At 63.1% G+C, this 25,884-nt stretch carries 24 protein-coding genes and 1 pseudogene; 11 read left to right on the top strand and 14 right to left on the bottom strand.

What is annotated here, in order from left to right; genetic code table 11:
• Positions 1 to 14 precede the first annotated feature (14 nt).
• On the top strand, positions 15 to 335 hold the full coding sequence (locus ACVC7O_RS15305; RefSeq protein ID WP_458322981.1) for a hypothetical protein: 321 nt from the start codon (positions 15 to 17) through the stop codon (positions 333 to 335).
• On the opposite strand, the gene ACVC7O_RS15300 is transcribed toward ACVC7O_RS15305, so the two are convergent.
• The 5 genes from ACVC7O_RS15300 to ACVC7O_RS15280 form a co-directional block, all read right to left on the bottom strand.
• Positions 320 to 1,909, bottom strand: a complete 1,590-nt coding sequence (locus ACVC7O_RS15300; RefSeq protein WP_458322980.1) for a Ppx/GppA family phosphatase — start codon at positions 1,907 to 1,909, stop codon at positions 320 to 322. The genes ACVC7O_RS15305 and ACVC7O_RS15300 overlap by 16 nt on opposite strands.
• A gap of 113 nt (positions 1,910 to 2,022) precedes the next feature.
• A complete protein-coding gene (locus ACVC7O_RS15295) occupies positions 2,023 to 4,197 on the bottom strand; it encodes an RNA degradosome polyphosphate kinase (protein ID WP_458322979.1) in 2,175 nt (724 codons plus the stop codon).
• A 40-nt stretch (positions 4,198 to 4,237) separates the two neighbouring features.
• Positions 4,238 to 4,909, bottom strand: a complete 672-nt coding sequence (locus tag ACVC7O_RS15290; RefSeq protein ID WP_458322978.1) for a chromosomal replication initiator DnaA — start codon at positions 4,907 to 4,909, stop codon at positions 4,238 to 4,240.
• Between the two features lies 1 nt (position 4,910).
• Positions 4,911 to 5,978: an AI-2E family transporter gene (locus ACVC7O_RS15285; RefSeq protein ID WP_458326102.1), complete on the bottom strand. Its 1,068-nt coding sequence runs from the start codon at positions 5,976 to 5,978 to the stop codon at positions 4,911 to 4,913.
• Positions 5,979 to 6,122: 144 nt separating this feature from the next.
• The gene (locus ACVC7O_RS15280; RefSeq protein ID WP_458322977.1) at positions 6,123 to 6,638 is read right to left on the bottom strand and encodes a fasciclin domain-containing protein; all 516 of its coding nucleotides are present in this window, start codon (positions 6,636 to 6,638) and stop codon (positions 6,123 to 6,125) included.
• Between the two features lie 250 nt (positions 6,639 to 6,888).
• On the opposite strand from ACVC7O_RS15280, the gene proS reads away from it, so the two are divergent.
• The 5 genes and pseudogenes from proS to ACVC7O_RS15255 all read left to right on the top strand — a co-directional run bounded on the left by proS (position 6,889) and on the right by ACVC7O_RS15255 (position 11,914).
• The gene (gene proS, locus ACVC7O_RS15275; RefSeq protein ID WP_458322976.1) at positions 6,889 to 8,280 is read left to right on the top strand and encodes a proline--tRNA ligase; all 1,392 of its coding nucleotides are present in this window, start codon (positions 6,889 to 6,891) and stop codon (positions 8,278 to 8,280) included.
• Between the two features lie 70 nt (positions 8,281 to 8,350).
• A complete protein-coding gene (locus ACVC7O_RS15270; protein ID WP_458322975.1) occupies positions 8,351 to 8,848 on the top strand; it encodes a DUF2937 family protein in 498 nt (165 codons plus the stop codon).
• 51 nt (positions 8,849 to 8,899) lie between these two features.
• Complete coding sequence (locus ACVC7O_RS15265; protein WP_458322974.1) at positions 8,900 to 10,186, top strand: lipoprotein-releasing ABC transporter permease subunit; 1,287 nt, start codon at positions 8,900 to 8,902, stop codon at positions 10,184 to 10,186.
• Positions 10,179 to 10,712: pseudogene (locus tag ACVC7O_RS15260) on the top strand (ABC transporter ATP-binding protein); the annotation flags it as partial. The gene ACVC7O_RS15265 and the pseudogene ACVC7O_RS15260, both read left to right, overlap by 8 nt.
• A gap of 218 nt (positions 10,713 to 10,930) precedes the next feature.
• Entirely contained in the window at positions 10,931 to 11,914 is a 984-nt protein-coding gene (locus tag ACVC7O_RS15255) for an Ldh family oxidoreductase (protein WP_458322973.1), read from the top strand.
• Here ACVC7O_RS15255 and ACVC7O_RS15250 read toward each other — a convergent pair.
• A complete protein-coding gene (locus ACVC7O_RS15250) occupies positions 11,911 to 12,345 on the bottom strand; it encodes a DMT family transporter (RefSeq protein ID WP_458322972.1) in 435 nt (144 codons plus the stop codon). The two genes, ACVC7O_RS15255 and ACVC7O_RS15250, sit on opposite strands and share 4 nt — an antisense overlap.
• 115 nt (positions 12,346 to 12,460) lie before the next feature.
• Between ACVC7O_RS15250 and ACVC7O_RS15245 the strand changes: the two genes are divergently transcribed.
• Complete coding sequence (locus ACVC7O_RS15245) at positions 12,461 to 12,856, top strand: c-type cytochrome (RefSeq protein WP_458322971.1); 396 nt, start codon at positions 12,461 to 12,463, stop codon at positions 12,854 to 12,856.
• Here ACVC7O_RS15245 and ACVC7O_RS15240 read toward each other — a convergent pair whose 3' ends face one another.
• Positions 12,857 to 13,534: a hypothetical protein gene (locus ACVC7O_RS15240; RefSeq protein ID WP_458322970.1), complete on the bottom strand. Its 678-nt coding sequence runs from the start codon at positions 13,532 to 13,534 to the stop codon at positions 12,857 to 12,859.
• A gap of 633 nt (positions 13,535 to 14,167) precedes the next feature.
• Here ACVC7O_RS15240 and ACVC7O_RS15235 point away from each other — a divergent pair.
• Entirely contained in the window at positions 14,168 to 14,512 is a 345-nt protein-coding gene (locus ACVC7O_RS15235; protein WP_458322969.1) for a hypothetical protein, read from the top strand.
• Positions 14,513 to 14,899: 387 nt separating this feature from the next.
• Here the strand turns inward: ACVC7O_RS15235 and ACVC7O_RS15230 are convergent, their stop codons facing one another.
• Together ACVC7O_RS15230 and parE are read right to left on the bottom strand one after the other, a co-directional pair.
• A complete protein-coding gene (locus tag ACVC7O_RS15230; protein WP_458322968.1) occupies positions 14,900 to 15,730 on the bottom strand; it encodes a S1 family peptidase in 831 nt (276 codons plus the stop codon).
• Positions 15,723 to 17,681, bottom strand: coding sequence for a DNA topoisomerase IV subunit B (gene parE, locus ACVC7O_RS15225; RefSeq protein ID WP_458322967.1), 1,959 nt, complete (start codon positions 17,679 to 17,681; stop codon positions 15,723 to 15,725). Before parE ends, ACVC7O_RS15230 begins: the two co-directional genes overlap by 8 nt.
• A gap of 222 nt (positions 17,682 to 17,903) precedes the next feature.
• On the opposite strand from parE, the gene ACVC7O_RS15220 reads away from it, so the two are divergent.
• Together ACVC7O_RS15220 and ACVC7O_RS15215 are read left to right on the top strand one after the other, a co-directional pair.
• On the top strand, positions 17,904 to 18,596 hold the full coding sequence (locus ACVC7O_RS15220; protein ID WP_458322966.1) for a dimethylsulfonioproprionate lyase family protein: 693 nt from the start codon (positions 17,904 to 17,906) through the stop codon (positions 18,594 to 18,596).
• Between the two features lie 21 nt (positions 18,597 to 18,617).
• The gene (locus ACVC7O_RS15215; protein WP_458322965.1) at positions 18,618 to 19,226 is read left to right on the top strand and encodes a carboxymuconolactone decarboxylase family protein; all 609 of its coding nucleotides are present in this window, start codon (positions 18,618 to 18,620) and stop codon (positions 19,224 to 19,226) included.
• 39 nt (positions 19,227 to 19,265) lie between these two features.
• On the opposite strand, the gene ACVC7O_RS15210 is transcribed toward ACVC7O_RS15215, so the two are convergent.
• Positions 19,266 to 20,549, bottom strand: a complete 1,284-nt coding sequence (locus ACVC7O_RS15210; RefSeq protein ID WP_458322964.1) for an alpha/beta hydrolase family protein — start codon at positions 20,547 to 20,549, stop codon at positions 19,266 to 19,268.
• Positions 20,550 to 20,767: 218 nt separating this feature from the next.
• Here ACVC7O_RS15210 and ACVC7O_RS15205 point away from each other — a divergent pair, with 218 nt between their 5' ends.
• Positions 20,768 to 22,141, top strand: a complete 1,374-nt coding sequence (locus tag ACVC7O_RS15205) for an MATE family efflux transporter (protein WP_458322963.1) — start codon at positions 20,768 to 20,770, stop codon at positions 22,139 to 22,141.
• Between the two features lie 60 nt (positions 22,142 to 22,201).
• Here ACVC7O_RS15205 and ACVC7O_RS15200 read toward each other — a convergent pair whose 3' ends face one another.
• The 4 genes from ACVC7O_RS15200 to ACVC7O_RS15185 form a co-directional block, all read right to left on the bottom strand.
• Positions 22,202 to 23,008 (bottom strand): N-formylglutamate amidohydrolase, encoded by an 807-nt coding sequence (locus tag ACVC7O_RS15200; protein WP_458322962.1) that lies wholly within the window; start codon positions 23,006 to 23,008, stop codon positions 22,202 to 22,204.
• Between the two features lie 152 nt (positions 23,009 to 23,160).
• Entirely contained in the window at positions 23,161 to 23,994 is an 834-nt protein-coding gene (locus ACVC7O_RS15195) for an NAD-dependent epimerase/dehydratase family protein (RefSeq protein ID WP_458322961.1), read from the bottom strand.
• An 18-nt stretch (positions 23,995 to 24,012) separates the two neighbouring features.
• Positions 24,013 to 25,206 (bottom strand): NAD(P)/FAD-dependent oxidoreductase, encoded by a 1,194-nt coding sequence (locus ACVC7O_RS15190; protein WP_458322960.1) that lies wholly within the window; start codon positions 25,204 to 25,206, stop codon positions 24,013 to 24,015.
• A gap of 48 nt (positions 25,207 to 25,254) precedes the next feature.
• Positions 25,255 to 25,884 (bottom strand): DsbA family protein, encoded by a 630-nt coding sequence (locus tag ACVC7O_RS15185; RefSeq protein ID WP_458322959.1) that lies wholly within the window; start codon positions 25,882 to 25,884, stop codon positions 25,255 to 25,257.

Here is a 25,884-nt window from a genome sequence, read left to right as displayed (position 1 = left end):
CTATATTTGCATCCATGAAGCAGTTTTTGATCGCTCTAGGCATATGCGGCTGCCTTGCGCCCGGCTTGGCGGCGGAGGAAGCAGACCCGCCGTCGATGATGGAACGCGGGGCGCAGCAATTCCTGGAAGGTTTGCTCCTTGAAATGGAGCCCGCATTTGAGAGCATGCGCGGCTTCATGGATCATATGGGGCCAGCACTTGCCGATCTGATGGGCCAGATCGAGGATTGGTCGGCCTATGAGGCGCCCGAAATGCTGCCCAATGGCGATATCATCATTCGGCGCAAGCCCGATGAGCCGGACGCCCCTGAGTTGCAGCCTCAGATCGATCTTTGAGCAGATCCGCGGATCTTCTTGATCTGTACCTCGGCGCCGAGCGAGTTCGCCAGTGACATAAAGCGCGACTCGGCGACCTCCCCAAAGAGCGGTACCATGTCCCGGGTGAGCCGCAGATGCAGCTCCTTCTTCTTGGGAAACCACCGCAGCGTCCCGCGCTCGGCGTCCTGCGTCATCCAGAGCATGGCGCCGAACCGCATGGCCTTGCCGAGGATTTCCGCCTCGAGCTGCGATTTCTCGTCGATCAACTCGTAAAGGTTCTCAAAGCGCGTGCCTTCCCGCTTGTTGGAATACCGGTGCAGCAGCGCGAGCCCGAGGAACACCCGTTCGGAGTGCTTCAAGCCCCCGAGATTGGCCCGCGTGGCATTGTCGAAACAGGTCTCGGCACGGTAGTCGGGATGCGCGCGCCAGCTCACGTCGTGCAACAGACAGGCCGCTTTCACCAGCCGCCTCCGGGGCTCGGGCATGGACCGGAAAATCGGGTGGATGAACGCATAGAGCAGTTTGCCAAACCCCGGCATGCGGGCGTCCTTGGCTTCAGCAAAGCGGCAGGCCTCAATCAGCGGGTCGCGGTCTCGCAGGCGTTGCGGCATCTGCTCATAAAGCATGCCCTCGCGGATGCCATAGCTGGAAATGGCGATGTCCTTGGGTCGGAAGGTCTTGACCAGGCGGCTCAGCACTTCGGTCGCCAATGGCACAAGGCTCATCCGTGCCGAGGAAATCCCGCAGGCGCTGCGCAGTTCCTCCAAGTCACTCTGCTCGATGAACTTGACCGTGGCGCTGACACTGCGCGCAGTCATGCGGTATTCGTGCAGCACATGCAGCGGGTAGTTGCGCCGATACATGTCGATTCGGGCGATGGCGCGCCAAGAGCCACCAACCAGGAACAGACGGTCCCGCTGCGGGCCCATGGTCTCTTGCAGGCGCAACATCGTCTCCTTGATGTGCACCTTGCGCGCGCGCTTGCCGCCCTTGATCTCTTGCAGCTTGAGCGGGCCCAGCGACGAGGTCACGCGCCGTCCGACCCGGCCCCCGGAAATCTCGGCGAGTTCCATCGACGACCCGCCGATGTCACAGACCAGCCCGTAAGAGCCCGGCCAGCCCAGCAACACGCCTTGCGCCGAGAGCCGCGCCTCTTCCTCGCCGTCGATCACCCAGATGCGCAGGTCTGTTTCCCGTAGCACCTCTTCGCGAAATGCGGGCCCGTCGCTTGCATCGCGGACGGCGGCGGTGGCCACAACGGTCAGCTCCGGCAGGCCCATACCTTGGGCGAGATGCTGAAACCGGCGCAGGGCGCTCAGCGCGCGGACCCGACCCTCGGGATTCAGCTGTCCGCTCTCCGACAATCCTGCACCAAGCGCACACATGATCTTTTCGTTGTAGAAATAGGCAGGCGAGCGAGCAGCCCCATCAAAGACCACCAGTCGGACAGAGTTCGAGCCCACATCGACCACGCCCACCCGCGACAATGCACGCGCGCTCGGGTCCTGAAAGAGCGGCCGCCCAAAAAGGCCGACGTCCGGGTGGTTAACCTGCTCCCCTGCGAGTTCGGGCAGTTCGGTGGCGTGGTTCATGAAGACATCCGGTCCTTGGTACCGCTACCCTGTGCAAAAATATCTATTCGGTCAACAAGCGCTGTGCGCGGCAGGTTCCGCGGCGCAGGCTGTTTGCACTGCAGGTTCTGTGCTCAGTCTTCCGTATGGGTGAGCTTTGGCACGTCTGACGCACCGGCTGAACCGCGCCCGGAAAGCGACGGATTCTCCATGAAAAACCGGTGGCAGTTGAAGGCAAAGGCGCCCTCTGGAATGGGTGGGCGATCAAAGCTGCCATCCGGCCCCATGATCCAGCTCTGTGCCACATCGGCGAGGTTGGCCGCCATGATCTGACTGACGATCTGCGCTTTGACGGTGTGGTTCTCGATTTCCACAAGCGTCTCCACCCGCCGGTTGAGGTTGCGCCCCATCCAGTCGGCCGAGGAGATAAACACCCGCGCCTTCTTGTGCGGCAAACCTTCGCCATTGCCAAAACAGACGATGCGGGAATGCTCGAGGAAACGCCCGACGATTGATTTCACCCGTATGTTGTCGCTCAGGCCCTTGATGCCCGGGCGCAGGCCGCAGATCCCCCGGATCACAAGGCTGATCTTCACGCCCGCTTGCGAGGCGGCATAAAGCGCATCGATTACCTCGCTGTCGATGAGCGAGTTCATCTTGGCCCAGATGACCGCGGGTTTGCCCTTGCGGGCATGCTCTGCCTCCGCGGCAATCAGCTCCAGCAGGCGTGGTTTCAGGCTTGTTGGCGAAATGGCCAGATTGTCGAGGCTCTCTGGCTGCGCATAGCCGGAAAGGAAATTGAACACCTTGGTGGCATCGCGCCCCAGCCGCGCGTCGCAAGTGAAAAGCGACAGGTCGGTATAGATGCGCGCGGTGATCGGGTGGTAATTGCCGGTGCCATAATGCGTATAGGTGACAAGCTGATTACCCTCGCGCCGCACCACGGTCGAAATTTTCGCGTGGGTTTTCAGGTCGAGAAAGCCATAGACAACATGTGCGCCGGCGCGTTCCAAGCGGCGCGACTGTCGGATATTCGCGGCCTCGTCGAAGCGCGCCTTGAGTTCCACCAACGCGGTGACAGATTTGCCATCTTCCGCCGCTTCGCAGAGCGCTTCGACGATGGGGCTGTCGCGGGAGGTGCGATAGAGCGTCTGCTTGATCGCCACCACCTTCGGGTCCCGCGCAGCTTGCTGCAGAAAGCGCACGACCATATCGAAGGTCTCATAGGGGTGGTGCAGCAGCATATCCTTGGACCGGATCGCCGCCAGCATATCGCCATCGTGGTCCATCACGCGTTCCGGCACACGTGGCGTGAACATCGGCCACAGCAGGTCAGGGCGCGCGTCGAGGACGAGTTCCTTCAGATCAGCCGAGCCGATCATCCCGTTGATCTCGATCACCTCTTCCTGATCGACGCCGAGTTCTTCCATGATCACGGACTTCAGCGCGTTGGGCGCGCCGGACGAATGGGTCAGCCGCACCACTTCGCCACGCCGCCGCCGCTTCAGGGCGACCTCGAATTCGCGCACGAGGTCTTCGGCCTCTTCCTCAACCTCCAGATCGCTGTCGCGAAGGACGCGGAATTCGAAATGCGCCTTCAGCTTGTAGCCGGGAAAAAGGCCGCTGACGTTGAGCACGAGCAGCTCTTCCAAGGGCAGAAACCGGTGATGTCCGTCTTCGGCAGGCAGGGCGACAAATCGGTCGATTTGCGCCGGGATGGGCAACAAAGCCTGCAACGGTCGCTTGTCCGAGATGCGCTCAAGTTGCAGCGCCAGCGCATATCCGGTGTTCGGGATGAAGGGGAACGGGTGCGCGGGATCAATCGCCAGCGGCGAGAGAACCGCAAAGACCTGGGTCAGAAAAACTTCTTCCAAATAGGTACGATCCGCCTTCGTCAGATCGGCGGGGCGCAGAACCGAGATGTTCTCGGCTTCCATTTCCTTCAGAAGGTCCACAAGCACGCGCTGCTGTGTCTCCATCAGGCGCCGCGCATTTTCGTCGATCAGGCGCAGTTGTTCCGCCGGGCTCAGGCCGTCGGCAGCGGGCGTTGTGTTTCCGGCATGGGCCAGTTCGCGCAGGCCCGCCACGCGCACGGTGTAGAATTCATCGAGATTGGCTGCCGAGATTGACAGGAACCGCAGCCGTTCGAGCAGCGGCACGCGCGGGTTTTCGGCCTCCTGCACCACGCGCCAGTTGAACCCCAGCCAGCTGAGCTCGCGGTTGAAGAAACGTTCGGGACCGTCGGCATCGAAATCTGGCATCTCGGTGGCGGCGGGAAAATCGGCGGTCAGAAAGTCGGCTTGTGTCATGAAGGCCTTGTGCGCGTCCCGTGTAACCTGTCTGTGACAGTTATCGCGCGCCAGTGTCATCCTTGTCCAGCAGGCGACCTGCAAGTGCCCGGGATATTGGGCGTTTTTGCGCCAAGGAGGCAGCGTCCAGTTGCGCCACCAAGTCGCGAGCCGCGGCAAAGGAGCGGTCCATGCGCCGGATGAGATAAGGGATGAGATCGGCCTTGGGCGTCAGCTGACGATCAGCAAAGAGCTTGGCGAGCACGGCCGCCAGAAGGGTGTCATCCGGCAATTCGAGCGCGGCGGCAGGTGCGCCGGCAACCCGGCTTGCAAGATCGGGCAGGGTGAGGCCCCAGTCCCGCACTGCTCCCCGCCCGGTGAGAAGCAACGCATGGCCTTCAGCCAGCACCAGATTGTGCAGATGAAAGAGCGCGTTCTGGGCGTCGGGGTCCTGGGCGATGTCGGGCACATCCTCGACGGCCACAGCGCTTTGCGCCAAGCCCGGCACGTCCGAGGCCGCTAAATGCCGCGCCGCAACGATCTGGCCCGCCCGTTGGCTGGCCCAGACATGCGCAAGGTGGGTCTTGCCGGACCCATCCGGGCCGGTCAGGACAAGCTTTTCCGTGTTGCTTTCGATCATGGCCACCGCGACGGCATTTGACGGTGCGACGAGAAAGTCGGCGCGCCCCAGCGCCGGAACGCTTGGCAGCTCAAAGCCCAGTTGCTCAGACATCTCAGTCCTCGTTTTGTCCCGATTGCCCGCGATAGAGCAGGGAGCTCTTGTACTGGCTCACCGCGAAACGCGCGATAACACCAATGGCCGCAGCAACAGGCACCGCCACCAGCATACCGACAAAGCCGAACGCCGCTCCGAAGACGGAGAGCGCGAGGATCAGCCAGACCGGATGCAGGCCGACCGAGCTACCCACCAGCTTGGGTGTCAGGATGTTCCCCTCCACGACCTGACCGATCACGAAGATACCCGCGACGAGGCCAATCGACACCCAGTCCCCCCAGAATTGGAAGAGCGCCAGGCCAATGGCCAGCGCACCGCCGATCAGCGCGCCGAGATAGGGGATGAAGGTCACAAGGCCCGCGATGAAGCCAACCACAAGGCCGAACTGCAGACCGACCAGCATAAGAGCAATCGCGTAGTAGGTGCCGAGGATGAGGCAGACCGTGCCCATGCCGCGGATAAACGACGCGAGCGTGGCATCGATGTCGCGGGCCAGTTGCCGAATGGTCTCGGCGTGATCACGCGGCAAAAGCTCATCGACGCGGGCGACCATCCGGTCCCAGTCGAGCAGCAAATAAACCGACACCACGGGCACAATCACCAGCAGCACGACCACGTTGAGGATCGAGGCAACCGAGCTGAGCGCGGTATTCAGAAGCTCGGCCCCGCGGCTCTGGATCGTCTCGCCCAGCGTGCTGATCGATTGCCGCAGGGTCGAGCTGGCGTCGAGCAGCGACGGGAACCGTTCGGTCAGAAACGCGGTGATACTGCGGGCGTACTCGGGCGCGACGTTGAAAAGCTGCAACGCCTGATTGGTCAGTGTCGGAATGACCAGCAAAGCCATCAGCACGAAGATCAGAATACCCACGATGGTGATGAGTCCGGTCGCGGCCACGCGGCTCAGTCCCATTCGTTCCAGACGATCCGCGACGGGGTCGAGGAAATAGGCGATGGCTCCGCCGAGCACGAAGGGCAGCAGGACGTGGCCCATTGCCCAAAGAATGCCTAGGAAGACCGCCGCGGCGATCCCCCAATAGAGCAGTTGTTTCTGAACGGGCAGGGCCATGGGCGCTCCGGTGTCTGTCTCCAAGGTGACATCGCCCATGCAGGCGGGTCATTCAAGAGGGCGTGCGCGAATTGGTGCCGCACCGATCCGACGAAAAAGGCCCCGCAGGTTACGGGGCCTTCCACGTCAGGGTATGAGCGATGCCTAGTGGCAGGCAGGGCGCGTGCCGGGCAGCAGGACTTTGTCGACCACGTGGATAACGCCGTTGTCCGCCTCGATGTTCGCGATAATGACATTGGCGCTCTCGCCGGTGCCATCCGCGATCGAAACACCATCAGCGCCCTTGCTGATGCACAGACGCTCAGACGCCAGCACCGGCTTGAAGTAGTTGGCACCAGCCGGGATCATCTCAGCCGTCAGTTTGCGGTCATCGACATGGTAGAGCAGCACGTTGGTCAGCTGATCCTTGTTTTCAGGCTGCAGCAGGGTTTCGACGGTGCCGTCCGGCAGGGCCGCGAACGCATCGTTGACGGGCGCGTAGACGGTGAAGGGGCCGGGGCCCTGCAGCGTTTCAACCAGACCAGCCGCAGAGACGGCAGCGACGAGGGTGGAGAAGCGATCATCGCCCGATGCGATCTCGACGATGTTGGCGGCTTGTGCCGTGGAGCCCAGTGTCAGAGCCGTCGCAGCCGCGGCTGCGATTTTGCGGAAATGTGTCATGGTTTATACCTCTTTGTAGACCATTCATGTCTCTGTGACATGCAAGGCTTACGGCCCCTGGTGCGCGCCAGATCAGCACCCTCGCAGTCTTGTGAGAAACGTGTAACATTTGCACACGCCATCTAGCCGACCGGTTCTCATGCCTCTAAGCGGTGCTTTCCGCGCGCCACTACCGGTCGCCGGTTTCACGATTGCGAGCCCCCGCGGATTGGCCTAATCAGGGCAAGGCCGAGTATTGAGAGGACAACCCATGCGCCTTAGCCGCTATTTCCTGCCTGTTTTGCGCGAAAACCCCGCGGAAGCGCAGATCGTTTCGCACCGGCTGATGCTGCGCGCGGGTATGATCAAGCAGAATGCCGCCGGGATCTATTCGTGGTTGCCGATGGGGTTCAAAGTGCTGCGCAAACTCGAGAACATCGTGCATGAGGAGCAGGTCCGCGCGGGCCACATCCCGATGCTGATGCCGACGGTACAATCAGCGGATCTCTGGCGCGAGAGCGGGCGCTATGACGCCTATGGCGAAGAGTTGCTCCGCATTCGCGACCGCCATGACCGGGAGATGCTCTACGGGCCCACCAATGAGGAGATGATCACCGACATCTTCCGCAGCCACGTGGGCAGCTACAAGGACCTGCCGCTGACGCTCTACCACATTCAGTGGAAGTTCCGCGACGAAATGCGCCCGCGCTTCGGCGTCATGCGGGGGCGTGAGTTCTTCATGAAGGACGGCTACAACTTCGACCTCACCAAGGAAGACGCCCTGCACGCTTACAATCGCCATCTGGTGAGCTACCTGCGCACATATGAGCGGATGGGGCTGCAGGCGATCCCGATGCGGGCGGACAGCGGGCCCATCGGGGGCGACGACACCCATGAATTCCTCGTGCTGGCCGAGACAGGCGAGTCCGAGGTCTTCTATGACAGCTCGGTCACTGACCTGACCTTCGGCGATCGCGAGATCGACTATGATGACGTGGCACAATGCGCGTCGATCATGGAGGAGTTCACCACGAAGTATGCGCGCACTGACGAGACCCACGACGAGGCGCTCTTCAACCAGATCCCCGAAGAGCGTCGCCGGACAGCGCGGGGCATTGAGGTGGGGCAAATCTTCTACTTCGGCACCAAGTATTCCGACGCCATGGGCGCGACGGTGCAAGGCCCCGACGGCAAGCCAACGCCGGTGCATATGGGCAGCCACGGCATCGGGGTGAGCCGTCTGGTGGGCGCGATTATCGAGGCCAACCACGATGACAACGGCATCATCTGGCCCGAGGGCGTTACCCCGTTCCATTGCGGCATCGTGAACCTGAAACAGGGCGATGCCGCTGCGGATGCCGCGTGCGAAAGCCTCTATGCCCGCTTGCGGGCCGCAGGCCTTGAGCCGCTCTATGATGACCGTGACGAACGCGCGGGTGGTAAGTTCACGACGATGGATCTGATCGGGCTGCCCTGGCGGATCACGGTGGGTCCGCGCGGGCTGAAGAACGGGGTGGTCGAGGTCACGAGCCGCCGGACAGGCGAGAGCGAGGAACTGCCGCCCGAGCGGGCAGTGCAGCGGATCGTCGAGATTTACAGCGGTCATCACCCCAGCGAGCATGTGCAGATGATGGGGAACCGGTCCTTCCACACCTACATCTGACGCTTTGCGCGCTGGCCGCGCTCTGCTAATATGATCGCCACGCTGCCGGGGGGTGAGCAGGAGCACGGATATGATCCTTCGCGCAGTGACCTTTGCCGCCGGGTTGGCTGGTGCCTTTGGTGCGGCCCAGTTCCCGGCCTATTCCCAACAGTATCTGCAGCGGCTCGGTGGGGCCGTGGACGCACTAAGCCAAGTAGTCGCCGACTTTGATGCATCCGCTGCCGCAGAAGGCCTGACACGGACCGAAGCGCTGGCAGAGCTGCGCGGGACAGCCTTCGTGGAACGGCGGCGGGCCGATATGGTCCGTACCTTCGACCGGCATGCTCAGCTACGGTCTGATCTGGCGGTCTTGCAAGGGCAGGGACCGTTCATGCGCGCCTACCATGCGGCCCGCCTAACGGATACAGAGGTGGCCCAGCGGGCCTGGCAGGCCTTTCAGCCCGCCTTTCCGTTCAGCTTTGCCGCGGCGGTGTTTGCGGCCGTCGGGTTTGTCGTCACCAGCCTCGCCTGCATGCTCGCTATGGCTGCTCTGCGCTGGCCATTGCGCAGGCGGCCGATGGCGGCTTGACCCTCTGCGGTCAAAGCATCAGGTTGCGCGCAAGCTAGATCAAGGACAGCCATGGCCACGTCAACCGCGCCCTTCGCGCCTTTCGAATGGATGATCGCCTGGCGCTACCTGCGGGCCCGGCGGGCCGAGGGCGGTGTCAGCGTGATGACCTGGATCAGCCTCATTGGTATTACTCTGGCCGTCTTTGCGCTGATCGCCACGCTTGCCGTGCGCTCAGGGTTTCGAGCGGAATTCGTTGACACGATCCTCGGCGCGAATGCACATGTCACCATCTATTCGCTGGGTCAGGTGACCGAAGCCGGACAGATCGATCGCTCCATTACCGATTACGAAGCGCTGGCATCGCGGCTCGCGGAAGTGCCCGGGGTGGTTCGCGCGGCACCTCTGATCCGAGGGCAGGTGATGGCCGCGAGCCAGGGACGTAACGCCGGTGTCGAGATTTTCGGTATCGCACCTGAGGACCTGCAGACGCTGCCGCGGATTGCTGATCCCGATACCGGCCGGGGTGACATTGCGGCATTCGGAGACGGCATCGCGCTTGGCACCGGCGTCGCGCGGGAGTTGGGTGTGGGCGTTGGCGATACGATCCGCCTGATCTCGCCAGATGGGGTCAAAACCGCCTTCGGCACATCACCCCGGGTCAACGGATATGAGGTCACCTACATCTTCAGCGCCGGTCGCTACGACATTGATCGAACACGGGCCTACCTGCCTTTTTCTGAAGCACAATCCTTCTTTAACAGAGAGGGTTTGGCCGATGAAGTTGAAGTGATGGTTAAGCAGCCAGAGCAAGTCGATGGCCTCACGCCAACCCTGCTGGCCGCCGCCGGGGACCGTGCGCAGGTCTGGACTTGGCAAGATGCGTCCGGCGGCTTTCTCCGCGCGCTCGAAGTCGAGGACAACGTGATGTTCGTCATCCTGTCGATCCTCGTTCTGATCGCCGCGATGAACATCGTGTCAGGGCTCATCATGCTCGTGAAGAACAAGGGGCGCGACATTGGAATTCTGCGGACTATGGGGCTCAGCCAGGGCTCCGTCATGCGGGTGTTTTTCATCTGCGGCGCATTCACGGGCCTCTTGGGAACACTCTTTGGGGTGATCCTCGGCTCGCTCTTCGCGCTCTACATCGACCCGATTTTTTCGTTCGTGAACGTCATGATGGGCGGTGGCGTCTGGGATCCCTCAATCCGCGGCATTTATGCATTGCCCGCCGAGTTGCATCTGCGGGATGTGCTCTCGGCCGTGGCCCTCTCGCTGGGCCTGTCTTTCGTGGTGACGCTGTTTCCGGCCCGCCGGGCGGCCCGCATGAACCCGGTCGAGGCGCTGCGGTATGAGTGAGACCGTTCTGGCCCTGAGCGGGATCGAGAAATCCTACAATCGCGGCTTGCCGGGCGAAGTGACCGTGTTGCGGGGCATTGACCTGTCGGTGGCTCGTGGAGAGGTCGTGGCTCTTGTCGCTCCCTCAGGTGCAGGCAAGTCGACGCTGTTGCATATTGCGGGGCTGCTCGACACCGCCGATGCGGGCCATGTCGCCATCTCCGGGCAGGACATGACGGGCCTCTCTGACAACAGGCGCACGGCTGTGCGCCGCGCGGACGTGGGTTTTGTCTATCAGTTTCACCATCTGTTGCCGGAGTTTTCCGCCTTGGAGAACATCGTCTTGCCGCAACTGGCCAATGGCATGGCGCGGACCAAAGCAGACGATCGTGCGCGGGATTTGCTCGAGCGGGTCGGCATCGGCCCCCGCGCGCACCACCGGCCTGCGGCGTTGTCGGGCGGTGAGCAACAGCGGGTCGCCTTCTGTCGCGCTTTGGCCAACGAGCCGCAGCTTCTGCTGGCCGATGAGCCCACGGGCAACCTCGATCCGGCAACCTCGGATCAGGTCTTCGACGCGCTGATGGAACTTGTACAGGGCACCGGCCTGTCCGCTGTGATCGCAACGCATAACATGGAGCTCGCGGCACGCATGGACCGGCAGATTCGCCTCGACGGCGGACAGTTGGTCAGCGGATGACGCGCGCAAGCCCGCTTGACGCCCCGGGCGTCTTTTGACCAACCTGCAGCGATGGTGGCGGGGATACGATGAACTATTACGCTTTGGATGAGATCGAAACGCTGACCAAGAAGGCGCTGCGCGCCCACGGTGCGGCGGAGTTTGCCGCGACCGAAGTTGCGCGTGCCGTGCGCCAGGCGGAAGGCCGTGGGAACAAGATTTGCGGCCTCTACTATGTCGAAAGCTACTGTCTGCAACTGAAAAGCGGGCGGGTGTTGGGCGATGTGACCCCGGTGATCACCACACCGCGCCCGGCTGCGGTTTATGTGGACGCCGCTTATGGGTTTGCGCAACCCGCGTTTGCACTGGGCGTGGTGCCAGCGTTGGACGCGGCCAGGCAGTATGGCACCGCCACCCTGGCCGTGGGGCACGCGCATACCTGCACCTCGCTGGGGTATTTCACCGAACAGATCGCGCGCGCGGGCCTGATCGGGATCGGGTTTACCAATGCCTCGCCCATCGTGGCGCCACCGGGCGGCAAGAGCCGCGTGATCGGGACCAACCCGATTGCCTTTTCGGTTCCGGACGGGCAGGGCGGCATCGCCATGCAGTTCGACCAATCGACGACGACGGTCGCCTTGGGCAAGATCACCATGGCCAAAGCCGTCGGCGAGACGATCCCCCTGGGGTGGGCGCTGGACGAGAACGGCGAGCCGACCACCGACCCGGAGGCGGCGCTCAGGGGCTCGCTGGTGTCCACGGGAGGGTACAAAGGGTGGGGTTTTGGCTTGATGGCCGAAATCCTTGCCGCGGGTATGACGGGCTCTGTGCTGTCGCGGAACGTCAAACCTCTGAAAGCGCCCGAGGGCCCGCATCACGACTTGGGCCAGTTCTATATGCTGATCGATCCCGCGACGTCGCCCGAGTTCGCGGCACGGGTCGAGGCGCTTGCCCATGCCGTCGCGGTCGATGACGGGGCGCGCATGCCGGGCCAAGCGCTCGAGACGCAAGGTCATGTGCAGGTGGGCGAAGCCGTCTGGGACAGATTGCGCGCGCTTGCGGGCGAAACCTAGACCTTCTGGGTCACGAAAACACCGGCGGCCATGAGGCTGATGCCAAGCGCGCGCTTGGCATCAATGGGCGATACCCGCGCGCCGAAGAGGCCGAAGTGGTCGATCAACGCGGTGCTGATCAACTGGCCGAGCAGGACGAAAAATACAGCGTTTCCAACGCCAAAGGTGGGGGCGACATAGGTGATGGACAGCACGTAGAACGCAATCAGCACACCGGCGAGGAAGAGATGCCGGGGGGCGAGGGCCACCTCCGAGAGGGCCTGCGGACCCGTGAGGACCATGACCGCGGCGGAGCTGACGAAGGCCACGGCGAAGAGGACGGTCGCGGCCGCCGCGGGAGAACCGATCCGGACACCCAGCGCGGCATTCAGCGCGGCCAGCATGGGGATGCCGATCCCTGCCACCAACATGATCAGGGCGTAAGGGGCCATTCATACATCTCCTTTAGACTGCGACTTCTGAGGCCGAGCATGGCCGCGCTCCGCGACGTCGGCAAGCCCGATTGCGCGGGGCGTCCGGTCTGCTTGCGGCAAAAGGAAAGGGTCGATGCGGTTCGTCTTGGTCATGGTGATGTCGTTTGGTCTGGTGGCCTGTGGGCGCGAGACCGGCGAGAGCGGTGCGGCCCTCTACGCGGCGAACTGTGCGATCTGTCATGGTTTAGACGGGCGCGGCGGTGGTGGCGGTGGCGTCGAGGGGCTGAGCAAGACACCGCCGGACCTCACGCGCTTGGCCGCGCGCAATGGCGGCGTGTTCCCAACAGATCGGGTTCTGCTGGCGTTGCAGGGTTACGGGGCGGATGGTCAGCACTGGCCCCAGATGGCCGGGATCACCGCACTTCAGAGCGATAGCCGCGAGCGCGTGCGCATTGCGGGAACGCGGGTTAGGACGACCGAGCCGATTGCGTCCTTGCTTCTTTATCTGGAGCGTATCCAGATGCCCTGATCAGCCGCAGATGCCGTCAATCTCAACACCGTCCCATGGCAGCCCGACTGCGTATTCGCGGGCCTCGGGCAGGGGAGCGACAGGCATTGCCTGCGAGATGAGCGCGTGCAGGCGTTCCGTGCGGGGGGCCGTGGGATCAAGCGCGCGGCAACAGACGAACTCCTCCATGATCGCGCCCTGCTGCTCGAAGCCGAAGTCGCTGAACTGGGGATTTTTATTGAGATCAAAGAGATAGGGGTCGCCAGCGCCGCCATGTTCGAAGGCCGCGCGCAGGGGGGTATAGCCGGTGGTGGCGCGGTTCTGCCATTGCCAGACATGCACCATCTCATGGGCAAAGAGCATGGCGGCGACGAGGCTGATTTGATCGGGATATTCAGGCAGATAGTCGTCGAGGTACCAGTCCTTGTCGAACAGGATGCGGTTCCAGAGGGCGACGGCGGCGGGTTTCGAGGTGATGATCTCGTCGGTGGGCGGCGGCAGGATGCGCTCGCGGCAGGTGGTGCGCGGGCGCGGCTCGCGCCGGAAGGTGACGGCGCGGGTGGGGGCGCCATCGACCAGCCGAACCTTTGATATGTCTACGGTTTCGCCATGGATCGTCCTGGCGAAGGCCGCCTCGTTTGGCGTCAGCGGACGACCGCAGGCGGAAAGTATCAGCAACAGGATGAGGGCAAATCGCATGGTCCGAGTGGGCCAGAAAAAGGCTTTCAGATCAAGCCCCTGCGTGAGCGCTGTGCGGGAAAGTGAGTGGCGAGGACTACCCTGGGATTGTTACAGTCCCGTCCGGACGGCGTGAACAGACGTGACGGTTGAAGGGCTTTTTGTGTCAAGATGTCGCACCCATCTGAGATGCAGATCGCAGGGGCGATGGGCCTCTGCGGCACGCACCGCACCCCGCCCGGGGTGCCTGGAAAGGAGTGCCAGAATGGCCAGAGTTATCGTTCCAACCGTCCTCGGATATGTCTCCATGATGGGGGTCTGGGTTGTCTTTCAGTCCGTGCATACGGTCGTGATGTGAGCCCTTGCAAAATCTGAACACAGCGCGCGCGCAACGGGCGGGGGCATCCCAAGGGCCCCGCCCCGAGATCGGGAGCTGTTTCCTTGTTTTTATGAAAACTCCGACGTCGGTATTGCGTCGGTATCACGTCGGTATTTTGTCGGTGCGCGGGTCGGTTTTGGGGCGTAGATGGCCCTGTTTTAACCGGCTGGCAAGAGAGTTTAACCGGGTTGATGGTCGACCGCACGGTGCATCGGCGTGTTGACGGGACATGATTTTCCTCGATGATAGCCGCATTGGTTTGCGGGGAGAGATTGATGATATTTCGTGGTTTGTGCCTTGGCGCAGCGATTGTGCTGGCCGGGACACTGGCGGTGGCACAGGATGAGGCCATCGGCATCAAGGGGGAACGGCTTTTGTTCTGCCCGACGGTGAACGCACTGCGTGAGGTTGCGGCGAATTTCACGGTTGATGAATTGGCAAGCGGGCGAATGACGGCGCAGAAGGTCAAGGCGGTTGTGGCGGGCTGCGGGGTCAGCAACGAGCTTGCACTGCTGGGCAAGAGCCCCAAGACCGAGCGGAAACGAGCGGTGAGCAAGGATGGTCAGCCGATGTTCGTGGTGAAAGGCGTGGGCGGGCGCCGGATCATTGTCATTCGGTAGAGTTTTTGCGAGCGCCGGGTGATCGTGTGATGCCCCATGCAGGCGCAAGTGAGCCTCTGTGAAAAGGTACGTAAAGGCCGTGCCCGCCGTCTCCTTTGGATGGGTGAAGCTCGTCTTGGAAACCTTCCGGGGGAGCGTTTCAGGGCTGAACGGGCGGAGTCCTGTACAGGCGCAATAAGGACTCATTGCAACAGTTGGAACGGGCCGTGCCCGACCTCGGGCCGGAGGCTGTCTTGCAAAAGGTCCGGGGGACCTTTTGAAGCCGGAGGGGGGCGTGAGCCCCGGGGTGCACGTATGTGCGCCCTCCCCGTGGGGGAGGTCGGGCGCGGCCCGAGGCGGGGCCTCGGGCCAAAAGTACACCGAGCTTACATACTCAAGAAATATTTTTTAGTTCTTAGTTTGCTTAATTATCTTGTACGATGCGGCTGCCGGATCTGTGATCATTTCTTCGACGGCAGAAATTTTCCAGACTCTTCCAAGCTGTGCTGCAAATTCGTCTTCTGCTCCAAATCTTCCTGAATATACGCCAATCAGTTGAATTGATGACCCAGTTCTCATCTCAAAACCACCTTCCTTGAGAGGAACCAACCAGTCGTATCGCAAAATTACTGGAGAACCTGACATACCTTCGCGGGTCGCGGTGTCTACCAGATACGCTGGCTCCTGCCCATCAACGGGTACATCAGGTTCAGCGGCAATGGTTCCGCGCTTCCATACTGGTAAAATTCCCTGCTTTTGCAATCCTCTCGGGTAACCAAGAATGAAGACTTCGGAAGTCACCTGAAGTAACAGATCGCCGCGGTTTCTTTCTGACTTGTTTGCCGGATAAATCTTGATTTCGTCTGGCACAGAGGGCAGCCGAATAGCAGCTATGTCGTAAGTTTGTCCTGATTGATGTTGAAACCAATTTGGGGTTCCATTCGGAGAAACAATACTCAGTTGGATATCCTTTCGATAGTCGCCAACTTTCTCTAAGTGCAGCATTAGCTCAAAACGGTTTGGAATTGCGCCGGTCGGTAGCAAAGGCTGGCCAGAATACGCATTCCTTCCGGAAAAAACATGCCAGTTTGAGATAAGGTAGTTGGAACCATCTTTCTCAATAACAAAGCCCGTTGCTGGACCAAGAAACATATCGTCCTGCATCATGCGGATTGGAACCGGTACTGCGGAGAAGTAGTCTAGGTCGACATTTGTTTGTTGCGGCGGAGGTTCAAACATCCAACTCCTCCACGAACTTCGCGTTCTCCTGAATGTACTGAAACCGCAGCTCGGGTTTTTTGCCCATTAACCGCTCGACGAGGTCTCCTGTCTCTCCAGGCATGTCTTCGTCGATGCTCACCCGGATGAGCTTGCGGGTCTTGGGGTCCATGGTGGTCTCTTTGAGGTCCTTGGCGTCCATCTCGCCCAGGCCCTTGAAGCGGGACACATCGATCTTGCCTTTGCCGCCCAAGCCCTTTTCGAGCCACATGTCTTTTTCGCCCTCGTCGAGGCAGTAGACGCGCTTGGCGCCTTGGGTCAGGCGGAAGAGGGGCGGGCAGGCGAGGTAGAGATGCCCGGCGTCGATCAGCGGGCGCATCTGGGTGAAGAAGAAGGTCATCAGCAGGGCGGCGATATGGGCGCCGTCAACGTCGGCGTCGGTCATGATGATGATCTTGTCATAGCGCAGGTCGTCGAGGTTGAACTTGGTGCCCATGCCGACGCCCAAGGCTTCGCAGAGGTCGTTGATCTCGGCGTTTGAGCCGAGCTTGCTGGAGGCCGCGCCCAATACGTTGAGAATCTTGCCCTTGAGCGGCAGCAGGGCCTGGGTTTCGCGGTTGCGCGCGCCCTTGCCGGAGCCGCCCGCGCTGTCGCCCTCGACGATGAAAAGCTCGGTGCCTGCGCGGTCTTTCGAGGTGCAATCGGTGAGCTTGCCGGGCAGGCGGAGTTTCTTGGTCGCGGACTTTCTCGCCGTTTCCTTTTCCTGCCGGCGGCGCAGGCGCTCTTCGGCGCGCAGGACGAGGAAATCGAGGATGGCGCCTGCGGATTTCGTGTCGGCGGCGAGCCAGTTGTCGAAGTGGTCGCGCACGGCGCCTTCGGTCATTTTCTGGGCGGCTTCGGTGGAGAGGCGGTCCTTGGTTTGGCCGACGAAGGCGGGGTCGGCGATGAAGCAGGAGACCAGCGCACAGCCGCCGGAGATGAGGTCTTCGCGGGTGATCTGGGCGGCCTTGCGGTTGTTTGCGAGTTCGCCGTAGGCCTTGATGCCCTTGAGGATCGCGGCCCAGAAGCCTGCGACATGGGTGCCGCCTTCGGGGGTGGGCACGGTGTTGCAGTAGGACTGGATGAAGCCGTCGCGGGAGGGCGTCCAGTTGATGGCCCATTCGACCTTACCCGCCTGGCCGAATTTCTCCTTGAAATCGACGGAGCCTGCGAAGGGTTTGTCGGCGTAGGTGGTTGATGTCCCGAGGGTTTCGCCGAGGTAATCGGAGAGGCCGCCGGGGAAGTGGAAGGTGGCCTCGGTGGGGGTTTCGCCGTCGTCGATGGCGGATTTCCAGCGGATTTCGACGCCGGAGAAGAGGTAGGCTTTGGAGCGGATGGACTTGAAGAGGCGCGCGGGTTTGAAGCGGTGGGAGCCGAAGATCTCGGCGTCGGCGTGGAAGGTGACGGTGGTGCCGCGGCGGTTGGGGGCGGCGCCCACCTGTTCGACCGGGCCGAGGGGCAGGCCGCGGGAGAAGCGTTGCTCGTAGAGCTGGCGGTCGCGGGCGACCTGCACGACCATGGAGTCGCTGAGCGCGTTCACCACCGAGGCGCCGACGCCGTGCAGACCGCCGGAGGTCTCATAGGCCTTGCCGGAGAATTTGCCGCCGGCGTGCAGGGTGCAGAGGATCACTTCGAGCGCGGATTTGTCGGGGAACTTGGGGTGCGGGTCGATCGGGATTCCACGCCCGTTGTCGCGGATGGTCACGGCGTAGTCGTCGTGCAGCTCGACTTCGATGCGGTTGGCGTGACCTGCGACGGCCTCGTCCATGGAGTTGTCGAGTACCTCGGCGACAAGGTGGTGCAGCGCGCGTTCATCCGTGCCGCCGATGTACATGCCGGGGCGTTTGCGCACAGGCTCCAGACCCTCCAGCACCTCGATGGAGGAGGCGTCATAGTCGGGCGTGGCTGCGCTGGACAGAAGATCATTGGGCATCGGGCTCGAACCTCGTTTATTGATTGGCGGTGAGTATGGCAGAGGGGACGGCGGCGGGGAAGGGCGCATTGCGGTCCAAAGCCGCCGCGCCAGCGGTCAATTCGGGGCGATGGTGCCTCTTGTCCGGGCAGATTTTCTGCGGTGCGGCGTGATCTGCATTTGCGCGCTTGGCGCGGCGGGACGGCTGTGCCAAGAGGGGCCGACACGAGGGAGCGCCCGCCGATGAACGACATGCCGCACACCACCGAGGCCCAGCTGCGCGACCTGCCGGACTGGCGGTACCTGCTGCAGGAGTATTACGAGCTCTACCGGTTTCTGCCCTCGGGCGGCAGCGCGCGCATCCGCAGCCACCAGCGCAACGTGCGCGAGGCGATCAGCCGGGTGCTGAAGGCCAATCCGGCGATCCGGCTGCAGCCGCCCGGGCACAAGCCGGTGACCGCGCACCTCAAGCGGGCGCTGGACGAGGGGCGCGGGGACCGGATGGGGGCGATGGTCCGGGCGCTGGAATCGGTGCAGGGCGATCTGTCCTGGCAGTATGGCTATGAAAAGGTGCCGAAGGCTTTGCAGGGCAGCTATGCCTATGCGGAGGTGACCGGGCCGAACGGGCCGGTGGTGAGCGCAGAGATCATCCTCGGGATCGTGCTCTTTGCGCCGGGCTGCACCTATCCTGCCCATGCGCATAAGGGGATCACGGAGAGCTATGTGTGCCTGTCGGGTGCTGTGTCTGAGAACCACCAGGGCGTCTATGTGCCGGGCTCACTGATCTTCAACCCGCCCGAGCATCTGCACCGGATCACCGTGGGCATCAACGAGCCCGCGCTTCTGGCCTATGCCTGGATGGGCGCGCCCACGGATCTGCAGGACCAAAAGATGGTCTTTACCCGCAGCCGCAAAGAGGGGCAGGCTGGGGCGTAACACCGGAGCGGAGCCGCCCTCATGACCTGGATCACCACCGTGCCTTTCGACGCCGCGACTGGCAAGCTGCGCCACCTTTACGAGCGGATCGCGGGGCCGGGGGATAATGTCGACAATATCATGATGGCGCATTCGCTGCGGCCCCACACGATGGAAGGGCATATGGCCCTCTATAAGTACGTGCTGCACCACTCGGGCAACACGGTGCCGAAGTGGTTTCTGGAAGCGCTGGGCGTCTGGGTCTCGGGCCTGAACGGCTGTGACTATTGCGAGGCGCATCACTTTGCCGGGATGGCGCGGCTCTTGGGGGACGCACCGAAGGCCGAGGCGCTGCGCCGGGCCTTTGCCGCGCACGATATCGACGCCGCGCCGCTGGACCCGGCGCAAAAGGCGGCGCTGGGCTATGCGGAAAAGCTGACGCGCGCGCCTGCGGAGATGGTCGAGGGCGATGTGCAGGCGCTGCGCACGGCGGGGTTCGACGACGGTGAGATCCTCGAGATCAACCAGGTGGTGAGCTATTTCGCCTATGCCAATCGGACGGTGCTGGGGCTCGGTTGTTCGACGGAGGGGGACATCATCGGGCTGTCGCCGGGCAATTCAGACGACCCCGAGGACTGGAGCCACCGGTGATCGCCGCGCGGCGCTGTTCCAGCTGGCGGCAGGTGCGGCTCACTCGCCCTTGAGCAAGGTCTCGAAGCGCAGGCCCTTGGCGGTGCGCGCGGGGAAGCCGGCCCAATAGCTGTGGTCTTCGGTCGGGTTGGCCTCTTCGTCGAGCGCGATGATGCCGGCTTCGGCGTCGGGGACCAGCTCGAGATAGGGCCGCTTGCTCAGATCATCCTTGAGGTGCAGCGCGAAAAACGCCGTCGCGAAATGCTGGGCGATGTTGTTCATCCGCGTGGTGTCCCAGACCGGGTCGGAATAATGCTCGAAGGGCACGAAATCGAGCTCTTCGACGGGGATCCAGGACTCCTTGGGCGCGGGAATCGGTGCGGCCGCGTTGTGATTGGCGTGATCGAAGGTGAGCAGATGGCGGTCCGCGCCGCCGGCCTCTTCGAAGATCGTCCGGATGGTGGCATAGACCGAGACGTCATCGGAGCCCCCGGCCATCAGGAGCGTGGGCACCCGTAGCCCGGCGAGCCCATTGGCATCCCAGAAGCCCGCATTCCGGCCCCAGGGGCCAATGGCGATGATGGCTTTCACACGCGCATCGAGCAGCGCCTCGTGGCTTTCGGACCCGGCCAGATGGCGTTCGAGCAGCCCGTTGGGCGTGCCCCAGCTGTATTCGGTGGCCGCCTGCGTGACCCCGGCGCCGCCGAAGATCAGCGCGCCATAGCCGCCCATGGAATAGCCGATGACGCCCACGGCGCTGGTGTCGACGATGGCACCGAGCGGGCCCTCGAGCGCGGCCATCTGATCGACCACGAAGCGCTGGTCGATCGGGCGGTGATAGAGCGTGGAGCCAAAGGCGGCCTGGTCGGAATAGGTGCTGTCGGTGTGGTCGATGGAGACGGTGACAAAGCCCTTGGAGGCAAGGTTTTCGCCCAGGTGCGACATCAGGAACCGGTTGCCCGGATAGCCGTGGCTGATCACGATCAGCGGGTAGGTCTCGCCCGTAGCGGGGGGCGCATCGCGGGCCGCGCGACCGGTGAGCGTGACCTCGGTCTTTCCGTCGCGCAGGATCGCACGATAGCTGCCACCCGGCTCGGTGCCATCGGCGGCGGGGTACCAGACCTCGGCGGTGAGCGGGCGGTCATAGACGGGCTCCTTGCCGCCCTCGATGTTGACGATATCGATCTGATCGGGATGCACCCACTCAAGCGTCTGGACGCCGATGGGCCGGGCGCCATAGGGCGCAAGCTCGGGCGCATCAGGCCGGATCATATCTATCGGGTTCGCAAGCGCGGGCGCAGCCAAAATTGCCGCCACCGCAGCAAGCGGTCGTTTGAAGGTCATCATATACTCCGGCGGGCCTCGTCCCGCCCGCGCGCACAGATTGACAGGTTTTCGGGGCAATTCAAGAACTTGAACGCTATTTTTTGTGTCTGGGACGTGCTTTTTCCGGTGCAGGAGGCGGGGAGGATGGTCAAAATCGTGCGGTGGTGCCTGTTTTTCGGTTTCCCGTATAACGAGAATCTCTTTTCCCTGCCGCGCGGTCGGCGTAAGGCAGGGGCATGCGCAAAGTGATGACATACCCCGAGCACGGGCGGGCGATTCTGACGCTCGGCCTGCCGCTGATCGGAGGCCACCTGGCCCAGACGGCGATCGGTGTCACCGATACGGTGATGCTGGGCTGGTACGGGGTCGAGGCGCTGGCGGCGGTGACGCTGGGCACGACGGTGTTTTTCGTGCTGTTCATCTTTGGCTCGGGCTTTGCCTGGGCGGTGATGCCGATGGTCGCCTCGCTGCATGCGGAGGGCGATGAGGTGGGGCTGCGGCGGACCACGCGCATGGGGTTGTGGCTGAGCGCGGGGTTTGCGGTGCTGGCGCTGCCCGCGCTGATCTGGTCCGAGCCGATCCTGCTGGCGCTGGGACAGAAGGAGGTGCTGGCGGCGCGGGCCGGGGCCTATCTGCGCGTGGCGGGCTTTGGCATTGTCCCCGCACTTTTGGTGATGGTGCTGAAGTCCTATCTGGCGGCGCTTGAGCGCACGCAGGTGGTGCTGTGGATCACCGTGCTGAGCGCTTTGGTCAATGCGCTAGCGAATTACGCGTTCATCTTCGGCAATTGGGGCGCGCCCGAACTGGGCATCACCGGGGCGGCGCTGGCCTCGGTCGCGACTCACGTGGTGGCGCTGGTGGGCATCGTGATTTACGCGCGGCGCGTGCTGCCCGAGCATGCGCTCTTTCAACGGCTCTGGCGCCCGGATTGGCAGATGCTGGCGCGGGTCTTCCGGCTGGGCTGGCCCATCGGGCTGACAAGCCTGAGCGAGGTGGGGCTCTTTGCGGCCTCGGCGCTGATGATGGGCTGGCTGGGTACTGTGCCGCTGGCCGCCCATGGCATTGCGATCCAGCTCGCCTCGGTCACCTTCATGGTGCATGTGGGGCTGAGCAACGCCGCCACGATCCGCGCGGGCAACGCCTATGGGCGCCACGATCCGCCGCATATGAAGAAGGGCGCGCTGGTGGTCACGGGGATGTCGCTGGCGATGGCTGCGGCGACGATTGCGCTCTTCCTGCTGCTGCCCGAGCCGCTGCTCTCGCTCTTCATGGAGAAGGACGAGCCGCAGCGGGTGCAGATCCTCGCGATTGGCACCGGGCTGCTGGCCATGGCGGCGCTGTTTCAGCTGGTCGACGGCGCGCAGGTCATCGCGCTGGGGCTGCTGCGCGGGGTGCAGGACACACGGGTGCCGATGATCTTCGCGGCGGTGAGCTACTGGGGGGTCGGCCTGCCGTGTTCCTACCTCTTCGGGTTTGTCTTCGGGTTGGAGGGGATCGGCGTGTGGCTGGGGCTGGTCGTCGGCCTGGGCCTCGCGGGGCTGCTGCTGTCGGTGCGGTTCTGGGGGGTCGCCTTGCGCAGGCTCACAGCGGCGGAGCAGGTCGCGGCCTAGTCAGCGCCGCGCGATCTCAGTTGATGTTTTGCATGAGGATTGCGCTGCAAAGCACTGATTTTATTTCGCAAGTGTATAGTACATGCGGCGCGGTTGCCAGCGTTGGGCGGCGGCGAGCACCTCGCCTAGGATTGCCCGCAACCGCTCGGCGCTCTGGTGGTCATAGAGCCAGGGTTCGGCCTCTTCGCTGAGGTACGTCGAAAGCGCGATGTCGAGTTGCAGGGCGTGCACATTCTGTTTGGGGCGCCCGTATCGGCGCACCGTCCAGCCGCCTTTCGGGCCATCGTCAATCGCGGTGGTGTAGCTGCGCGAGGACATGCAGATCCCCGACAGATGCGCCGCGAGCCGGGGATCACAGGCCGAGCCTTTCTCGGTCCGGATCCCGATGTCGGGCAAGGCGTGGCGCGGCGCAGTCAGCGGGCCGGGACGCACCGCGTGACAGTCGATCAGCAACGCATGGCCGTGTTGGGCGCGGGTTTGGGCCACCTGCGCGGCGATGGTGGCCTGGTAGGGCGCGTGAAAGGCCGCGCGCCAGCGCCCCATCTCGGCCTGGTCCGGTGGCGCGTCCCAGATGCTCTCGCCATCGAGGTTGCACATCGGCACAATCGCATCGGTGGTCCAGCCGAACTGCGCGCCCACATGCGCCGGGTTGCCGTTGGCGTTGCACATGTAGCGGTGGAAGTTGGCGCGGATGACCGTCACCCCATCCACCAAACCGGCAAAGAGCCGGTCAATGTGCCAATGCGTGTCGGTCAGCGCCCGTCCAGTCTCATTCAGCCGTTGCATCACGCCGTTCGGAATGTCGGTCGCCGCGTGCGGCAGTGTGATGATCAGCGGGCTGTCGCCCGGAATGACGTCGACTGGCATCGGTTGTATCCTCGAGAGGCGGCGCAGCCGGACGATCTGGACCCGGCAACGCACCTCTGGTGTCACATCGGATCAAATTTCAGTGGTTTTGCCAAGGATACTCTTCAGTTCATGAAAGATCGGTGTCGGCGCCGTACGTGTCCGAAGGGGGCTCAGGTGGTCTTCTTGTCGTCCACGATGTTCAGATGCGCCATGCCGCTTTGCCCCAGATCGACCGAGGCGAAGGGGCCGCCGTGGCACATCTGGCCCGGGTCGGTCACGTCCACCGGAGTGGCCTCGGCGAGCAGTTTTTCCGCGAACTGCTCGGCGTTGTCCTTGGGGCGGTAGCCGAGGAAGGACGCCTTGGCATTGTCGACCGGGGCGCGGTCGTTGTTCGACACGCCGTAGATGATCGCAAAGCCCACCGAGGGCGTGTCGATGGCGCGGGTCACCAGTTGGATCATGTCATCGTAGCTGAGCCAGGACCCGAGCGCCCGGGTATTGGTGACCTGGGCGCAGGAGAGGATGCGCAGGTGGACCGATTCCATCTGGCGCTTTTCCCAATACATGCGCCCCAAATCCTCGGTGAAGCATTTGGCGAGCCCATAGAAGGTGTCGGGCCGGTGCGGGACGTCGATGCCGATGCATTCGGATTTCGGGTACATGCCGACCGCGTGGATCGAGGAGGCGTAGACCACACGTTTCACACCGGCCTGATAGCCTGCCTCCCAAATATTGTAGGAGCCGACGAAATTTGGCCCCAGCAGCTCTTCAAAGGGCTTTTCATCAACGATGGCGCCGAAGTGCACCACCATATCCGCGCCCTTCAGCAGCGGCGCGATCTGGTCCATCTGCGCAAGGTCGGCCTGCACGTAGGTCTCGCCCGGGTAGAGCGTGCCGATGTCCTCGGCGATGTCGGTGCTGAGCAGCTCGTCACAGAGCTGGGCCAGCGGTTCGCGCAAGTAGGAGCCCAAGCGGCCTGCGGCCCCTGTCAAAACGATCTTCATCTCTGTCCTTCCTGGCCGTCAGATCACGGCCTTTTCCAAGAATTTCTCACCCGTGAGCACACGCTCTACCGAAAACGGCGCGAGGTCGAGGCTGCGATACGCGCCATAGGCGATGTGTTCGGCCAGCCCGCGCCCCAGGGCAGGCGATTGCTGCAGCCCGTGGCCCGAAAAGCCGTTGCAGAAGAGGAAGTTCTGCAAATCGGGGTGCGGGCCGATGATCGCGTTCTGATCCAGCGTATTATAGTCGTAATGCCCCACCCACATGTTGATCAGCTTGATCTCTTCGAACTGCGGGATGCGGGTCGCGATGATGGGCCAGAACTTCTCCTCCCACAGGTTGTGATCGGCGATGAAATCGTTATGCGCAACGGCAGGGTCTGTGTCGGGCGGGCCGCCCGCGAGGTAGTAGCGCCCGTCGGTGCGCATGTGCACGCCGGTGGGGTCGATGGTGAGCGGCAGGTCCCGGTCGAGCGGGTGCGCGGCGTCGAAGATGTAGGTGTAGCGTTTGCGGGGTTCCACGGGGATATCGAGCCCGGCCATCTGCGCGATGTGCTTGCCGCGGGTTCCGGCGGCGTTGACCAGCGTACCGCAGGTGAGCGTGGCGCCGGATTTCAGAGTCACGCCGGTGACGCGGTTGCCGCTGGTGGTGAGGCCGGTCACCTCGTCCTGCGCATATTCGGCGCCGTTCTTGCGGGCCATGCGCTTGAACCAGTCAAACATGGTGCCGCCGTCAAAATAGCCCTCGTCGATCAGGTTGTGATTGGCGCCGATGATGTCGTCGAGTCGGTAGAACGGGTAGGCGGCGGCGATCTCGTCGCGGGTCATGTATGTCGTGCCCGCGCCCAGGGCCGCCTGCACCTTCTGGCTGTCCTTGAGGGTCTCGGCGAAGGCGGGCGTGTCGGCGAGGTACATGTAGCCATAGCTTTGCAGCGTGAGGTCCGGCACCTCCGGGTCATCGCCCATGAAGCGGCGGAAATTCTTGATGAACTCCGCGCCGAATTGCGAGATGGCGATGTTGGTCTGGTTCGAGAACTGCTGGCGGATGCAGCTGTTGGTGTGGCTGGTGGCGGCGAATTCGTAGGTGGGGTCTTTCTCGATGACGAGGACGCGGCCCTGGAACCCGGGCATCTGGGTGAGCCACCAGGCGACGCTGGAGCCGTAGATGGCGCCGCCCACGAGGATCACGTCATAGCTTTGGTATCGAGTCGTCATGCCCGTCTCCCTGTTACTGGAGTCTGGATCATGCGCGGGGGCACCGCGTCAAGCTTTGTGACGCGGGAGTTGGGCAAAGGGTTTGACCAGCGCGCGGGCGACCATCTCGAGCCGGTCCTGGCCGTAGAACATGTCGCCCTCGACGAAATAGGTGGGTGAGCCGAGGACGTGGCGGGCGATGGCTTCTTCAGTGTTGGCCGCGTGCTGGGCTTGGGTCGCGTCGCTTTGCGCGGCGGCGATCAGGGCGGCGCCATCCATCCCGAGCCGGTCGGCGATGGTGGCGATGGTGGCGGCATCCGCAGGGTCGGCATCGTCGCGCCAGTGGGCCTGCAGCAGCGCGCGGGAGAGCGCGTGTACATCAAGGCCCATGGTTTGCGCGGCGATGATCGCGCCATTGCCAAGGGCGAGCGGATTGTCGTGGTGTGTCGGGCGGCGCATGATCCAGGGCAGCTCGCGATATTCGGCCCAGCGGGTGATCTCGCGCCCGAAGAAGTAATAGCTGTGGGTCTTGGAGCGGGCACTGAACGGTGCGCTGCCTGCGGCGGCGACGACCGGGTTGAGATCAAAGGGGCGGTGAATGACCTCCGCGTCATGCTCTGCGGCGATTTCGGCCAGCCGCCAGGCGCCGAGATAGGCGAAGACGGAGTGGCAGGCGTAGAAGTATTCGATCTGTTTCAT

The organism is Roseobacter cerffii (genome assembly GCF_054226325.1).
This window is presented reverse-complemented; position numbering and strand designations above follow the sequence as displayed.